A 15,187-nucleotide genomic window follows, 5' to 3' on the forward strand; every position below is an offset into this window, starting at 1 on the left:
GTTTCTTCACTATCTCTTTTTCTCTTATTTGCAGAGTCATAATCTCCAAAATCTACATCTTTTAAACCTTCTCCAAATATTTTTTAGCTGTTTTATTTTCTATGCCAGGGTTTTTACAAAATAGTATTTCATTTGTTTTTATTTTATATTTAATTTTTATTTTTTCATTGTTTATAATACTCTAGGTTCTTTTGGCTTTTTGTATTTTCGGAGTTCCTTTTTTTTGATGTTTATCAATGACGATTACTCTTTTAGTAATCCTAGTTTCATGGGTGATTATTCGAGTCATAGGTTCACCTTTGTTATTTTTAGCTCCATTTTCAATCATCACTTCATCGTTAATTATGCCATCAATATAATTAACGCCTAACTTATCGAATCGAATACTGTATATGGGAATTAGTCTATTGTTTTCTGCAATACATGTATCATTAACTATCTTTTTTAGATGCTCATCGTTATAATTGATGTCTTTAGTTGTTATGAGAGTAAATCGAAGAAATCTAGTGTTTTTTTGTAATTTCCGAATTTCAGTTGTTAAGGTGTCTAAATCATTTTTATAGTTTATTTTGCCGTTATACCACGTATTTATATACACAGTATCTGGGAAAATAATGCTTATTTCACGACTAGTAATTTTATTCTTTTTTGTTGTCTTTTTCTCTTCTTTACAAGAAATTAGTACTAAGAGTATCGTTGTTAAAAATAAGGCTGTTTTTCTCATTATTTTATTGTTTATAATAATCTAGCTGTTGTTGAAGTTTTCGATTCTTTGCATCTCTTTCTTTTTCTGCTTTTTTGCGATTTTCTTCATTTATTCTATTTATAGCCGCCTTTTGAGAGACTTCTACAGTTGTATCTTTTATTTTGTTTTCATGAAGTTGAGAAGGATTCCTGCCAAAAGCGTCGGTAGCACCATAATTATATAATGCCATTATATGCATTTCTGGATCAGACGAAACTGTGGCTTTAGTATCGGACGATTGCGGTTTAGGTGTGCCATATTTTAATCGAAGTTGAAATTCTAAAAGCCACGGATACATCATTGATGGGTTCGGAAATAATTTACCTAATAAGTAACTAAGATCAAAAAGACCATTATAAGTATGTCTTGGATGACTAATTGACCCCCTGCCTCTGTCATTTTTTATATTCCCGCTTCCTGCAACTGCATCTCCACCTAATGCCCAGATGTTTAGACCATCTTGGTTAATAATTGTAGCAAATAAATGTTTAATTATCACAGGCTCCAATTCTGTAGCTTCAGTCCAAGTGCCGTTCATGTTTCCTCTATAGACTTTATTATGAATTTCATCAAAATAAACTTCATCTCCAATAGCTATTCTGTTTGGAGGATTAGAAAAAATAGAATGATGATGGTTTGTAGTTTGTCTTTCTCCTAACATTTTATTCAATGCATTTGGTCTGTCCCAGATATCATCTTGCGTAAAATTATTATAATCAAAGAGTTTTTTTTTATCGGAATCGAATTGTTTATACATAATATAAGTATTGTCTTCTACTGGTTTTTATTTTGTAACAATCGTAAGTTATATGCGATATGTGACAAGTAATAATAGTAAATATACTATATATGATTCACAATTTGTTTTAATTTGTAGGTTTTTTATTTTGATAAAAAAGCACAAACATTGCTTAACGGGTCTTAGTTATAGGAAAAACGCTATTTTTAATGGTTTTGAATATATTTTCCGAAGTAAAATAAATGTCGCAAAATTAAACGATAATACAGATAGTTTATAAAACAGAGTAAATACTCTATTTGCTTTAAGAATAATAAAGCATAAAAATAAATGGGGTAATTTACATAATAGTATTATCTATAAAATTATAGCTGAATTTGTCGGTCTATTTGTTGGTCTAAAGAAATAAAGGTTTCTGTTCTAGAAACGCCTTCAATTGCCTGAATTTTGGTGTTTAATAACTGCATGAGGTGTTCGTTGTCACGACAAATTATTTTAATTAATATCGACCAGTTTCCTGTTGTGTAATGACATTCCAGCACTTCAGGTATTTTTTTTAATTCCTTTACAGCTTCAGGGTTTCGAGCCGCTTTATCTAGATAAACACCTACAAAGGCCATCGTGTTGTATCCTAATACTTTATTGTTAACAGTAAATTTTGAGCCAGATATTACGCCAGATTGTTCTAGTTTGCGTAATCGTTGGTGAATGGCTGCGCCAGAAATCCCAATTTTATTAGCAATCTGCAATATTGGTTTTCGAGCGTCTTCCATTAGGTGTCGCAAAATTTCTTTGTCGATACCGTCTATTTCAATAACCAGAGAATTAATTTTCATATATTTCGATTTGAAACTGATTTATGTAAAACAGTTTAAATTATAAATCAAATCTAATGATAAAACTTCAAAAAAGTATCTAATTTAAAAGTTTTGTCAAAGTTTAAAACCAAGATGGATGTAGGGAACTTTAGTTTACGCAAGACAATTCCAAACTTGTCATTTCGAGGAACGAGAAATCTCCGCAAGAAACTAACTCACAGTTTTTCTTTTTTCTTAAATTATCGAGCTACTTGTGAAGATTTCTCGTTCCTCGAAATGACAAAAATACGCAGACCAACCTTAAACTTGAACTTTTATCAAAGTTCCTTACACCCTTGGTTTTAAACCTTGACAAAGATAGGGTAGGGCAAAAATGATTTTTTGGGAGAGAATAACTAAGTAGAAAAAGGATTCTTATTTAAGAAAATTTATAAAAGTATGGGCATAAAAAAAGCCGCGAAATTCGCAGCTTTTAGTTATTTGTGTAAAAGGATTATTTTCCTTTATTTGCTTCAGCAATGTATTTTTCTAATGCCATTGTCATTGATGGAGTTTCTGGAGTTGGAGCAAGAATATCTATTCTTAAACCATAGTCTAAAGCCTCTTTTTGAGTAGTGCTTCCAAAAACAGCTATCCTAGTTTCGTTTTGTTTGAAGTCAGGAAAGTTTTTAAATAATGACTTTATTCCAGTTGGACTGAAAAATGCTAAGATGTCATAATAAACATCAGCCAAATCAGTTAAATCGCTCATTACAGTTTTGTAAAAAATTGCTTGAGTCCAATCTACTTTTAAATTATTTAAAGTGATAGGAGCATCTGCATTTAATTGATCAGAAGCTGGTAGTAAGAATTTTTCGTCTTTGTACTTTTTGATTAGTGGAGATAAATCTGCAAAATCTTTAGCGCCAACGTAAATTTTACGTTTTCTGTACACTACATATTTTTGTAGGTAAAAAGCAACTGCTTCCGATTGACAGAAATATTTTAATCCTTCAGGGACTTTGTAACGCATTTCTTCTGCTACTCTAAAAAAATGATCAACAGCATTTCTACTTGTTAATATGATTGCAGTGTAATGATTAAGGTCGATTTTTTGAAGTCGAATCTCTTTCGCGTTTACCCCTTCCACGTGAATGAAAGGTCTGAAATCAATTTTTATTTTGTGTTTCTGTTGGAGCTCAAAATAAGGGGAGTTTTCCACTTTAGGTTCAGGCTGTGACACCAAAATTGTTTTCACTTTCATAAGTTGTAATATTTTCTAAGCCCTCCCTTTGGTAAACCAATAATATATAAAATAATAAGGGGCTATTTCAAGAGTGCAAAGATACAAAATAAAATAAAATAACTTACTCAATATTACATTTTGATAGGTTTTTATTGAAATAAAATAAGAGAATAAGCTGATGCATAGCGAAATAGCTAGTATTGTTAACGGCACATTTTTTGAAATATCATCATAATAGAACAAAATTGCGTTGATTGGTAGTATTAAAATACCGATATATGCTCTATAAGTTACTTTTTGTAAGTTAAAGTGCTCGATAAATTCATCGATATTGAATGAAGTAGCGACTATTTTTTCTACTAAATACTTTGATAAAATAAAGAATGCTAATAAGGTTACGATTTGAATATATAGTACCCAATCAGTTTTTGAAGCATATCCAAAACTACTAAGGGTAAGTTGTATAAAAAAGGCAAACGAAATGATTTGTAAGAAGAATAAAGCAATCGTGAAACCGCTTTTTATATGACTGCTGTCTCGATATATTTTGGCATATTTGTCAGAGAAAATCAATTTTGTAAAGTCGCCAAAACGACTTTCATAAATAGACTTTGTTATAGCAATAACAGCAAAGCACAACACAAACAAAAGTGTTGCCCAGTCTTTATTTTCAGTAATTCTTGGATGAAGGTGTTCAATCATAGCGATGCAAAATTAGTAATTTTTTATATCAATACTTTTATTATAACTTTATTATGAATGAAATGCTATAAAAAGTTTACTTTTGCGTTGAAATTACTCAGAAAAATGAATGATTGTATTGTTATAATTCCCACTTACAACGAAATTGAAAACATAGAAAGCATTATTAGAGCTGTGCTTTCGCAACATAAACCTTTTCATCTTCTTATTGTCGATGATAACTCGCCAGATCACACTGCAGTCAAAGTTGTTATGCTTCAAGAGGAGTTTGAAGGAAGATTGTTTATAGAAAACAGAGCTAAAAAAGCTGGATTAGGAACTGCTTATGTTCATGGGTTTAAATGGGCTTTGGATCGAAAATATAATTATATATTCGAAATGGATGCCGATTTTTCACATAATCCAAATGATCTCGAAAAACTTTTTGATGCTTGTCATTTTGGAGGAGCCGATTTGGCTATTGGATCTAGATACGTAACAGGAGTAAATGTTGTAAACTGGCCATTGAGCCGAGTATTGATGTCTTATTTCGCATCAGTTTATGTAAAATTCATCACAGGAATGAAAATACATGATGCTACAGCAGGATTTGTTTGTTACAAAAGAGAAGTTCTGGAGGCTATTAATCTTAACAAAATAAAATTTGTTGGTTATGCTTTTCAAATTGAAATGAAGTATAGAACATATTGCAAGAAATTTGAAATTACCGAAGTTCCTATTATTTTTACAGATAGAACAAAGGGAGTTTCTAAAATGAGTAATGCTATTATCAAAGAGGCAATTTTTGGAGTTATAGCGCTTCGACTAAAAAAATTAGTCAATTCTTTATAAAACAATTAGAATGAATAGGATATTAATAAAAAACGCTAAAATCGTAAACGAAGGGTCAATTTTTGAAGGCGATTTGTTAATCGAGAATGATTTAATTGTAGAAATTTCAGATAGTATAAGTCTGAAGTCTTCTAACTGTATTGTTATTGATGCAGAAGGAAGTTACCTAATGCCAGGAGCAATAGATGATCAAGTACATTTTAGAGAACCAGGATTAACGCATAAAGGAGATATCGAATCAGAGTCTAGAGCAGCTGTTGCTGGAGGAATCACTTCGTTTATCGAGCAGCCTAATACGGTTCCTAATGCGGTAACTCAGGAAATATTAGAAGAAAAATACCAGATAGCTTCAAAGAAATCATATGCGAATTATTCGTTTATGATGGGAGCTACCAATGATAATTTGGAGGAGGTTCTAAAAACAAATCCAAAGAATGTAGCGGGAATCAAAATATTTTTAGGTTCATCAACCGGAAATATGCTGGTAGACAATGAAGCTACACTCGAAAAGATATTCTCAAGTACTCCATTACTTATCGCAGTACATTGTGAGGATGAAACAACGATACAAAATAATCTGGAAAAATATAAAGAAGAGTATGGCGAAGATGTTCCTGTTACGGCGCATCATTTAATTCGTAGTGCCGAAGCTTGTTATATTTCTTCATCAAAAGCTATTGCATTAGCGAAGAAAACAGGAGCGCGTTTGCATATTTTTCATCTTTCGACAGCAAAAGAAATGGAATTGTTTACAAACAAAATTCCTTTGGAAGAAAAGAAAATTACAGCCGAAGTTTGTGTTCACCATTTGTGGTTTACAGATGAGGATTATAAAACTAAAGGAAACCTTATAAAATGGAATCCTGCTGTAAAAACTGCCGATGATAGAAAAGCACTTTGGGAGGCTTTACTTGATGGTCGAATAGATGTAATTGCAACAGATCATGCACCACATACAAAAGAAGAAAAGAAACAATCGTATTTAAAAGCTCCATCAGGAGGTCCTTTGGTACAACATGCCGTTGTGGCTATGTTTGAAGCACATCATCAAGGAAAAATCAGTATTGAGAAAATCGTTGAAAAAATGTGTCATAATCCTGCTAAGATTTTCAAAATCGAAAAAAGAGGATTTATCAAAGAAGGTTTTTATGCCGATTTGGTAATTGTAAACCCGGGTTTGCCTTGGAGTGTAAATGCAGATAATATTTTGTCTAAATGCAAATGGTCTCCATTTGAAGGTTATACTTTTAAATCAAGAATCACGCATACTTTTGTAAACGGACAATTGGTTTACAATTCTTTTAAAGTAAAAAATGTTCATGCGGGAAAAAGATTATTGTTTGATAGATAGAATATGAAAAAAATAATCATAATTATTTCGGTATTACTCCTTGCAGTTGGCTGTAAAAAAGAATTGGTCAAAAAGCCAGAACGACTTGTTGAGAGGGATAAAATGATAGATATTATGTATGATTTATCATTATTGGAAGCAATAAAATATCAAAATCCAATATCGCTAGATTCTTGTGATACTAATCCGACTAGGTTTATATTAAAGAAATATAAAGTGGACAGTTTGCAATTTGTGAAAAGCAATATGTATTACGCTGCCAATTATAATGATTATAAAATCATGTTTGATGAGGTTGGTACACGTTTAGAAAAAAATAAAAAGAAAATCGATTCAGTAATTAAGATAGAGGAGAAGAAAAAGAAATTACTTGAAAAAAAGAATAAAGCTGTTAAAAAGGACTCTGTAAAAGTTAAAGAGGAATTGCTAAAAGCAAAACCAGATTCGATTAAAAGAAAATCTAAGCTAAAATAAGATTTAAGTGTTTTTATAAAGTCGAAACTTCTTTAATGTATTCATGAATGTTTTTGAAGTCGGTTTTTAAAGTCGTTTTTATTTTCTCATTCGAATAGATATCTTTTGTATAAGACGATTTTGCTGTTGCTTTAGTAATCTGTCTTTTCTTCAGGAAAAAAGTAGATAGAAACCAATCTATTCTCCATATTATTTTCATAAGTAAAGGACTTGCATGTTTTGTAGGTCTTTTTACTTTTAATGCATCTGCGATTGTGTTTAATACATCTCGAAAAACGATATTGTCAGAGATTAGAGTAAACCGTTCGTTTTTTATTTCGCTCTTCATCAAAGTAACTGCAATTCTCACGACATCGTCTACACTAACAAATCCGGTACTGCCTAGAGTGTAAAACGAAAGTCCGTTGGCTACTTTTGTGTAAAGTTCAGCGCTTCCTTGTTCATTGGATTTAGATTTTGGAATAGGTCCCATAATAACACCCGGATTTATAATAACAACATCTAAACCTTCTTGCCAACCGCGCCAAACTTCCATTTCGGCACCATATTTAGATATGGCATAGTCGCTGTGTGGTTTTTCGGGATTCCATTCGATTTCTTCAGTTATAATAGTCTCATGGGGAGCAAGATCTCCAAGAGCAGCAATTGAACTCACAAAACATAATTTTTTAACTTGCTTTGCAATACAAAAATTAACAATGTTTGCTGTGCCTTCAATATTAGTTTTTCGAACCAAGTTTTCGTCCTTCGGATCAAAGGAAATTAGAGCGGCACAATGATAAACATATTCCACATCAATAAAAGCAGTTTCTAAGGAAGGAACGTCAAGTATGTCGGCCTCTATCCATTGTATTGATTCAAATAAATGTGATTTTTTATATAAATCAAAAACTGACTTCGTTCTTTCTATTTTTTTCTTATTTCGGTAAATTGCCCGAACGTTATCCCCATTTTCGATTAAATGAAGTAATAAATGTGCGCCAACTAAACCTGTTCCTCCTGTTACTAAAACCATTTTGTAAAGATAATTAGAATGTTGGATTCCTTCATTTTTAGTTTTCTTATTTTTTGAACATTCTTAATTTAAATTCATTTTTGAGATTGCAACCGACAATCGTTATATTTGTAAAAATTATTTTAAAAAGAAATGAAAAATTTTATTGAAGAAGTGACTTGGAGAGGAATGCTTCACGACGTTATGCCAGGCACAGAGGAACATTTGATGGAACAAATGAGAGTGGCATATGTGGGAATTGATCCAACTGCGGATTCATTGCATATAGGGCATTTAGTTGGGGTAATGTTATTGAAACATTTTCAGTTATCAGGACACAAACCATTGGCGTTAGTTGGTGGTGCAACAGGAATGATTGGAGATCCATCGGGAAAATCGAATGAAAGAAACTTACTTGATGAAGCAACATTGCGTCATAATCAAGAAGCAATAAAAGGACAATTGTCTCGATTTTTGGACTTTACTTCAAATTCAGCCAATGCTGCCGAGTTGGTAAATAATTACGATTGGATGAAGGAATTCTCATTCCTTGATTTTATTCGTGATGTAGGTAAGCACATTACGGTAAACTATATGATGGCTAAAGATTCTGTAAAGAAAAGATTAACATCAGAGGCTGCCGAAGGAATGTCATTTACAGAGTTTACCTATCAGTTAGTTCAAGGGTATGACTTTTTGCATTTGTATAAAAACAAACAATGTACCTTGCAAATGGGAGGAAGTGACCAATGGGGCAATATTACCACGGGAACTGAATTGGTGAGAAGAATGGAAAGCGGAAAAGCGTATGCTTTAACTTGTCCATTAATTACAAAAGCAGACGGAACAAAATTTGGAAAATCGGAAGGTGGAAATATCTGGCTAGACGCTGCAAGAACATCTCCATACAAGTTTTACCAATATTGGTTAAATACTTCAGATGTTGATGCTGAAAAATATATTAAAATTTTCACTTTCTTATCAAAAGAAGAAATTGAATCTTTGACAATCGAACATAGAGAAACGCCTCATTTACGTATTTTACAAAAAAGACTGGCTGAAGAAATTACTGTAATGGTGCATTCTGCGGCTGATCTAGAAAATGCAATTAAGGCTTCAAATATATTATTTGGAAATTCTACATCTGATGATTTAAAACAATTGGATGAAGCAACTTTCTTAGATGTTTTTGATGGTGTACCTCAGGCAGAAATTACAAAATCGGATCTTGAAAACGGATTAGAGATTATAATAGTTTTGAATGAGAAAACAGGATTCTTTAAATCAAATGGAGAAGCAAGACGTGCTCTTACGGCTAACTCTATTTCTGTAAACAGAGAAAAAATAACAGAAGAGTTTGTTCTTTCTAACAAAGATTTAATAAATAACCAATTTGTATTGTTACAAAGCGGAAAGAAAAATTATTTTGTGGTTAGAGTGGTTTAATTACTTAATCGGTGATTTGTTTAATCGATTTAAGAAAAATAAACAGATTAATTTTTAAAGCACCATTAAATTACAACCTCTAATATCAGAGTTATCAAAACGTCCCAATACCTCGAAAGAGTTGTTGGGATATTTTTTGCCCAAATCTTGCGTAGCAATAAAAGAACAAGAATTAATGTTGGCTAGGTCGATTACGTTTATACCACCTGTTTTACCTTCTTTTACGTAAGTTAAAGCGTCTTCTGTATCTCGAACAAGGATTTGTATCCACGAAGGACATTCAAATATTCCTTCTCCCAGAGAATAGGCTTGCGATAATAATTCGGTCATGCCATATTCTGAATGTATTGCTGAAACACCAAAACCTTCACACAATTGGTTGTGCAATTCTTCACGAATCATTTCTTTGCGTTTGCCTTTCATTCCACCAGTTTCCATAATGATGGTATTTTGTAGTTTAAACGAGTTTTTTTCGATTAAATCTAATAAAGCATATGTTACACCAATTAAGATAGTATTTTGCCCTGATTGGTCTAATTCGATTAGCTTCTGAGTAAGTTCTTCGTGATTGTGTAAATAAAACCCGCTTTCTGGATGATTTGATAATTTGATTAAATCCTCAACCATATAAATAAGCGAAGATCCATCTCGTTCTAAATAGGATGGAAGCAAAGCTAGTACGGCATAATCTTCGATATTGCCATAAAATTGAGAAAAGCCTTTGCGGTAGCTTTCTTCATATAAAGAAACGTCGGTTACAATATGTTTGCTAGTAATCATTCCTGTTGTACCACTGCTGGTAAAAGTAACCTGTGCAGGATCAGAATTTGAAACCACAGCATGGCTCTTAAAAAACTGAATTGGTAAAAAGGGAATTTGTTCTAGCGATTTTACTTTTTGAGGATCTGTTTTAAGGTGATCACAAAACGTTCGATATACTAGGTTATTTTCATATTGAAAGCGAAATACTTTCAATGCTATTTTTTCAAATTGCTTTTGATTGGAAATTGTAAATATATCAGTTGTTGTAATCAAGATTTTTTTTTGCAAAGGTAATTTATTTAAAAGAAAAAAGCTCCAATATTACTTTGGAGCTTTTTTATGTTTTTATTTTGAAAATTTACCTGACAATTAGTTTTCTAGTTGCAGTTGCATTTTCTTCATTTATTTTTATGATATAAACACCAGGTGAAAGATTGGATATATTAAGTTCTCTTGTGCTTAATTGTGTCTGTAATACTTTTTTTCCTAGAATGTCAAAAATAATTATTTCTTTTTCTAAATCATTTTTAGATGATATATATACTTTACCATTACTCACAGGGTTTGGATACAAACTTAAGCCCTCTATTACGGTGCCGTCTGTTTTTGGCTGTTGTTTACTGTCTTGTGCTGAAACACTTGCAGTAATAAAGAAAAAAGCCAATAAGAGTGTAATATAAAAGTAGTTTTTTGCCATCGCTTAATTTTAGTCTAGTAAATATACTAAAAAAAGTTTTCAAAAACTACGCCAAAAAAAAACATCCTAAAATTTTAGGATGTTTTTAACAATTAGATTGTATTTTCTTGATTAGAAACCTACTGACCAACCTGTAGCCCATGTTGGTTGTGTAATACCATTTCCAGCTCCTGTAGCAGAAGTAGACTCAGTAGCAACAGCTGTAACGTCAGCAGTAGAAGCATCTGTTTTCTTACCTTTTGTTTTTACAGATACATCAGAGATGTAGTTTACGCTAGTTACTTTTAAAGCTGTTCCAACAAAAGCAATAGTTTCGTCGTTTTCAACATCAATACCAGTTTTCCATCCGCTTAAAACTACATTTGAAATAAGACCTTTAGTTCCTCTTCTAAATTTTATAGCTTGGTTTTCTGTGTAAATAGTTGCATCAGCAGCACTTCCAGGTCCAATAAGAGTCATATTTGTAATAGTAGGGTTAGCAATTGGAGTGTTTGCAAATCCTAATTCGAAGTTATCTGCTTCAATACCTCTGTTTCCTTTTCCGAAATTTAATTTTCCGTACCAGTTTGTGTTTTTCCCATTCCATCCTTCAGTCCAGTCAAATTGATCATCTTCGTTACCGATAGCGATTAAATTTGTAGTGTTTACAGAACCTCCGAAGAATTCAAATCCATCATCAGCACCGTGAAAAGCTTGTACATTTTCAACAACTGTTCCAGAACCAACTCCAAAGAAAGATACTCCGTTGAATTCTTTTTCAGTGTTATAAGCAGCTCCTGCGTATTCGATTCTTAAATATTTGATTGAACCAGAGTTGTCAGCAGATATAGTTCCACCATAAGTTAAATCTGCTACTTCTGATTGAGCTGTACTTGCTCCACCAGTAACACGGTTTATAGGTGCTCTACCACAAATAACCAATCCACCCCAATCTCCAGCACCTTTAGTAGGTAAACCACTTGTCATTATAACTGGTTTTGCAGCTGTACCATTTACATTAATTTTCCCTCCTTGCGCAATTGCAATATAAGCTTTTGTTCCACCAGTACCTTGAATAACAGTTCCTGCAGGAATTGTTAAAGTAGCTCCATCATTTACTTGTAGTTTCCCTGTTAATTTATAAACAGTACTAGCGTCAAGTACTACTTCACCATCACTAATGATTCCTTTAAAGTCGTTAGCATCTGCAACAAATGTTGAAGTTGGTTTTTTGCTGTCGTTATTGTTATCGCTTGAACAGCTTGTAAGTAAGCTAGTTGATAAAGCAATAATTCCAAATAGTTTTACAATTGATTTTTTCATGGTTGTTTTGATAATTTTTTTGTTTAATATCTTAATGCAAAGATGGATTAGAAATCTTTTACGAATGTTAAGTAAGTGTGATTGTTAGTTTAATAAAAACCTATTTTAAGATTAAATTAATGTTACTTAGTTGTTAACTAAAGTTCTGATTTATAGATAATATAGGGTAACGAGTTGTGTGTTTGTTTTTTAAATTAAAAAAGGATCAACAAAATTTAATGCTGACCCTTTTTTAGTTCTGTTTTTGATGTAGTCTTAAAAGCTGTAATTAAGTTTGAAACTTATTCCTAATCCTTTTTTGTATGATAAAACGTTTACATCTCCAGAGCTATTTTCTTGAACTCTATTGATTGAAGGATCTAGGATGTTTTTTACAACAAAATCTAATCCTAGATTTTTATTTAGTTTGGTTTTAGCGATAAAGTCTAATGAACCAAATGCTTTGTCTACTAAATCACCTCTGCCATTTGTTCCAATAGCATTTATTCTATCTGAGAAATAAGAGTATGCAATAGTTGTATTTAAGCTTTTGTCTTTATTGCTCCATTCTGTTAAATAAGAAAGATCGGCATTTAAAAGTAAATCAGAAGCTCCGGTAAATTGACTCTTTTTGTTTGTAAAGTCAACTTGGTAATCTGTTTCTCTGTTAACTTTTTCAGAATTTAATTCTTGATTACTATATAAGTAAGATGCATTAATACCTGCAGTAAGTTTTTTTGAATTAACATCACCAAAACTAAAAATCTGTTTGCGGTATTCAACTTCCCCTCCGGCAACATATCCATAATCACCAGTGTTAATATAAGAGACGTCATTTGAAGAAGATGCAATTGTTACTTCATTCATTGGGTTAAGGATGTATTTACCAAAAGCAGTAAACGAAATTAATTCATCACTTTTAGGGAACATTTCCCATTTAAGGTCTAAGTTGTAATCATCTGATTCATATAAATATGGGTTACCTACTTTTACTTGTAGAACTTCTTCATAAACAAATAGTGCTCTTTCTTTAAATTGTGGTAAAGTGTATGTTTTGCTAAATCCTAAACGTAAATTTTGTTTTTCGTTTAATTCATATTTCATTGTTAAACTTGGTAAAAAAGCCAATTTATCTAATTTGTCACTTCCAATATCGCCTAATTGTGTATTCCAGTCAACATCTTGAATTAATGATTCTAAACGAAGACCTAAAACAGCTGTTAATTTAGGATTGAATTTGTATTCTGTATTAACATAACCGCCAAGGATAGTTTGTTTACCATTATAAGTTTGAGGATCTAAAGCATCACTAATTTGGGAGTTTCCTCTAAATGTTGAAATATTAAAATATCCATTGTTAAAGTTATCATTGTTGTAAAACAAATCCAGATTGTTTGGGTCAACAATAAAGTTTCTATAACCATCATTTGATTGAAAGTTGAACTGAGTAGCTTCAAATTTTCTGTTTTTGATTCTTCCATTTCCTCCTAAAGTGATTTTTCCTTTAAATTCATCATCACTATTTTTATTGAATTTATAATCAATAGAAGCATTTGCTGCTAATTCATCTTCTCTTAGTTTTTGAAAGTATCTATTGTTTTCGGGTCTTGAAATGGTAGATAGTACATATCCATTTGGCTCGTTTCTAAAAGTATTTTGAACTCTGTCAGGCATAGATCCGTCAACGATATTGTATGAAGCTCCCCAGTTTAATTTTGATCTGTCTGTTAGTTTGTGATCTCCTAATAATTGATTTACCCAAAGGCTATTTTTTTCATAATTGAAACGACGAATTAATCCATTTCCATTATTAGCTATATCCACTATGTAACCGTAATATTCTTCTTTAGATTGAGTAGAGCTATTGATGTAAAGTGTGTTAAAATTAACTTTGTTATTTGTGTTAATTTTATATCCGATATTTAACAAACCAGTAGAGTTAGTTTGGTAACTCATGTCTTTGTAAGTATGAAAGTCTTTAAATGCAACTCCAGCACCGTTTACACTTCCTTTTGCTGTGCCATTTTTAATAGCATTGTATTCATTACTGAAATTTGCGGTTGCAAAAAAACTTAATTTACCTTGTTCACCTACGTTAAAAGTTTTTCCTCCTGATATACCAATTGATCCAGCAAAAGGTGCTTTTTTGTCAGTTTGTAAAGTATTGAAGTTGTATTGAGTAAGTGGATTGTTTGGAATTTTTGGGTTTGAGAACCCAAAACTATTAATACCTTTTTGTAATCTAAAGTCATCTTCGGCTAATGCGTTTGTATTAACATTAGATCCTATTTCGATTTTAAAGAAACCATTTCCTTTGTAATCTTTAGATGCTATGTCTACGTTTCCTCCAGCAAAATCTCCATATAATTTGCTGCTGTAAACTTTATCTACAGATACATACTCAACAATATCTGTAGAAAAAATATCTAAGCTAATGTTTTTCTTCTCAGGATCATTTGATGGAATTGGTAATCCGTTCATGGTTGTAGAGTTGTAGCGATCTCCTAAACCTCTAACAAAGATATTACCGGTTCCCTCTTGTTTTGTAATACCTGTAGTTTTGGTAACTGCTGTTGCTACATCGCTAACTCCTTTTCTCGAAAGCTCTTGAGCTCCAATAGATTGTTTTATTTCTACAGCATTTTTTTGTTCTAAAAGTAAAGCAGATTCTTTTTGTTTACTTACAGATGATGCTTTTACTACAACATCTTTTAGAGTATAACTCCCTGAAGATAATGTTTGATTACTAGTTGTAGTTTCGTTTGCTTTAACAATTACTATTGCTTCTATAGTTTCATACCCCAAGAAACTATAAATTACAGTGTAGCTACCAGGAGCTATGTTTATCGAATATTTACCATCGATATCAGTATTTGCACTGTTGTTAGTTCCTTTAATAAGAACGTTTGCAAATGGAAGTGCTTCATTATTAGTTTGTTTGTCGGTTAAAACCCCAGAAATTGTACCTTTGGTCTGAGCCATAGAAACAGCACAAATAAATAATGTAATAAATAGAAATTTTAAGTTGAATTTCATTTTCGTTTGTTGTTTGTTTATTTTTTTGCAAATAAAGGATGGCTTTGTAAAGTTGATGTTAGCTACTTGTTATTCTTTTGTCTCTA

14 protein-coding genes are annotated in these 15,187 nt (G+C 31.8%); 4 read left to right on the plus strand and 10 right to left on the minus strand.

The annotated features are described in order from the left end of the window. Positions 1–181: 181 nt before the first annotated feature. The 5 genes from OIU80_RS07645 to OIU80_RS07665 form a co-directional block, all read right to left on the minus strand. Positions 182–724, minus strand: a complete 543-nt coding sequence (locus tag OIU80_RS07645) for a hypothetical protein (protein WP_264286439.1) — start codon at positions 722–724, stop codon at positions 182–184. 4 nt (positions 725–728) lie between these two features. Further along, on the minus strand, positions 729–1,502 hold the full coding sequence (locus OIU80_RS07650; RefSeq protein ID WP_264286440.1) for a hypothetical protein: 774 nt from the start codon (positions 1,500–1,502) through the stop codon (positions 729–731). A gap of 347 nt (positions 1,503–1,849) precedes the next feature. After that, the gene (locus OIU80_RS07655) at positions 1,850–2,320 is read right to left on the minus strand and encodes an Lrp/AsnC family transcriptional regulator (RefSeq protein WP_229989717.1); all 471 of its coding nucleotides are present in this window, start codon (positions 2,318–2,320) and stop codon (positions 1,850–1,852) included. Between the two features lie 475 nt (positions 2,321–2,795). Continuing rightward, complete coding sequence (locus OIU80_RS07660) at positions 2,796–3,545, minus strand: uroporphyrinogen-III synthase (RefSeq protein WP_264286441.1); 750 nt, start codon at positions 3,543–3,545, stop codon at positions 2,796–2,798. A gap of 15 nt (positions 3,546–3,560) precedes the next feature. Next, positions 3,561–4,229: a DUF4271 domain-containing protein gene (locus OIU80_RS07665; RefSeq protein ID WP_264286442.1), complete on the minus strand. Its 669-nt coding sequence runs from the start codon at positions 4,227–4,229 to the stop codon at positions 3,561–3,563. 105 nt (positions 4,230–4,334) lie between these two features. Here OIU80_RS07665 and OIU80_RS07670 point away from each other — a divergent pair, with 105 nt between their 5' ends. Genes OIU80_RS07670 through OIU80_RS07680 form a run of 3 tightly spaced genes read left to right on the plus strand, consistent with a single transcriptional unit; the run spans position 4,335 to position 6,885 of the window. Next, positions 4,335–5,060: a polyprenol monophosphomannose synthase gene (locus OIU80_RS07670; protein ID WP_264286443.1), complete on the plus strand. Its 726-nt coding sequence runs from the start codon at positions 4,335–4,337 to the stop codon at positions 5,058–5,060. 10 nt (positions 5,061–5,070) lie between these two features. Then, entirely contained in the window at positions 5,071–6,411 is a 1,341-nt protein-coding gene (locus tag OIU80_RS07675) for a dihydroorotase (RefSeq protein WP_264286444.1), read from the plus strand. Positions 6,412–6,414: 3 nt separating this feature from the next. Then, positions 6,415–6,885 (plus strand): DUF4296 domain-containing protein, encoded by a 471-nt coding sequence (locus OIU80_RS07680; protein WP_264286445.1) that lies wholly within the window; start codon positions 6,415–6,417, stop codon positions 6,883–6,885. A gap of 13 nt (positions 6,886–6,898) precedes the next feature. On the opposite strand, the gene OIU80_RS07685 is transcribed toward OIU80_RS07680, so the two are convergent. Next, the gene (locus OIU80_RS07685; RefSeq protein WP_264286446.1) at positions 6,899–7,900 is read right to left on the minus strand and encodes an NAD-dependent epimerase/dehydratase family protein; all 1,002 of its coding nucleotides are present in this window, start codon (positions 7,898–7,900) and stop codon (positions 6,899–6,901) included. Between the two features lie 132 nt (positions 7,901–8,032). Here OIU80_RS07685 and tyrS point away from each other — a divergent pair, with 132 nt between their 5' ends. Then, a complete protein-coding gene (gene tyrS / locus OIU80_RS07690) occupies positions 8,033–9,325 on the plus strand; it encodes a tyrosine--tRNA ligase (RefSeq protein WP_264286447.1) in 1,293 nt (430 codons plus the stop codon). 54 nt (positions 9,326–9,379) lie between these two features. On the opposite strand, the gene OIU80_RS07695 is transcribed toward tyrS, so the two are convergent. From OIU80_RS07695 to OIU80_RS07710, 4 genes are all read right to left on the minus strand, one after another. Then, positions 9,380–10,360, minus strand: a complete 981-nt coding sequence (locus OIU80_RS07695; RefSeq protein WP_264286503.1) for a LuxE/PaaK family acyltransferase — start codon at positions 10,358–10,360, stop codon at positions 9,380–9,382. An 85-nt stretch (positions 10,361–10,445) separates the two neighbouring features. Next, entirely contained in the window at positions 10,446–10,784 is a 339-nt protein-coding gene (locus OIU80_RS07700) for a T9SS type A sorting domain-containing protein (protein WP_264286448.1), read from the minus strand. A 111-nt stretch (positions 10,785–10,895) separates the two neighbouring features. Next, entirely contained in the window at positions 10,896–12,086 is a 1,191-nt protein-coding gene (locus OIU80_RS07705) for a hypothetical protein (protein WP_264286449.1), read from the minus strand. Between the two features lie 255 nt (positions 12,087–12,341). After that, a complete protein-coding gene (locus tag OIU80_RS07710; RefSeq protein ID WP_264286450.1) occupies positions 12,342–15,101 on the minus strand; it encodes a TonB-dependent receptor in 2,760 nt (919 codons plus the stop codon). Between the last annotated feature and the right edge of the window lie 86 nt (positions 15,102–15,187).

It is taken from the genome of Flavobacterium frigoritolerans, from assembly GCF_025847275.1.
Taxonomy (GTDB): domain Bacteria; phylum Bacteroidota; class Bacteroidia; order Flavobacteriales; family Flavobacteriaceae; genus Flavobacterium; species Flavobacterium frigoritolerans.

Excerpts from the sequence above, each read along its gene's own strand:
- OIU80_RS07705 (WP_264286449.1), bottom strand. The coding sequence starts at position 12,086 with ATGAAAAAATCAATTGTAAAACTATTTGGAATTATTGCTTTATCAACT.
- OIU80_RS07665 (WP_264286442.1), bottom strand. The coding sequence starts at position 4,229 with ATGATTGAACACCTTCATCCAAGAATTACTGAAAATAAAGACTGGGCA.
- OIU80_RS07660 (WP_264286441.1), bottom strand. The coding sequence starts at position 3,545 with ATGAAAGTGAAAACAATTTTGGTGTCACAGCCTGAACCTAAAGTGGAA.
- tyrS (WP_264286447.1), top strand. The coding sequence starts at position 8,033 with ATGAAAAATTTTATTGAAGAAGTGACTTGGAGAGGAATGCTTCACGAC.
- OIU80_RS07645 (WP_264286439.1), bottom strand. The coding sequence starts at position 724 with ATGAGAAAAACAGCCTTATTTTTAACAACGATACTCTTAGTACTAATT.
- OIU80_RS07700 (WP_264286448.1), bottom strand. The coding sequence starts at position 10,784 with ATGGCAAAAAACTACTTTTATATTACACTCTTATTGGCTTTTTTCTTT.
- OIU80_RS07650 (WP_264286440.1), bottom strand. The coding sequence starts at position 1,502 with ATGTATAAACAATTCGATTCCGATAAAAAAAAACTCTTTGATTATAAT.
- OIU80_RS07685 (WP_264286446.1), bottom strand. The coding sequence starts at position 7,900 with ATGGTTTTAGTAACAGGAGGAACAGGTTTAGTTGGCGCACATTTATTA.
- OIU80_RS07680 (WP_264286445.1), top strand. The coding sequence starts at position 6,415 with ATGAAAAAAATAATCATAATTATTTCGGTATTACTCCTTGCAGTTGGC.
- OIU80_RS07710 (WP_264286450.1), bottom strand. The coding sequence starts at position 15,101 with ATGAAATTCAACTTAAAATTTCTATTTATTACATTATTTATTTGTGCT.
- OIU80_RS07675 (WP_264286444.1), top strand. The coding sequence starts at position 5,071 with ATGAATAGGATATTAATAAAAAACGCTAAAATCGTAAACGAAGGGTCA.
- OIU80_RS07670 (WP_264286443.1), top strand. The coding sequence starts at position 4,335 with ATGAATGATTGTATTGTTATAATTCCCACTTACAACGAAATTGAAAAC.
- OIU80_RS07655 (WP_229989717.1), bottom strand. The coding sequence starts at position 2,320 with ATGAAAATTAATTCTCTGGTTATTGAAATAGACGGTATCGACAAAGAA.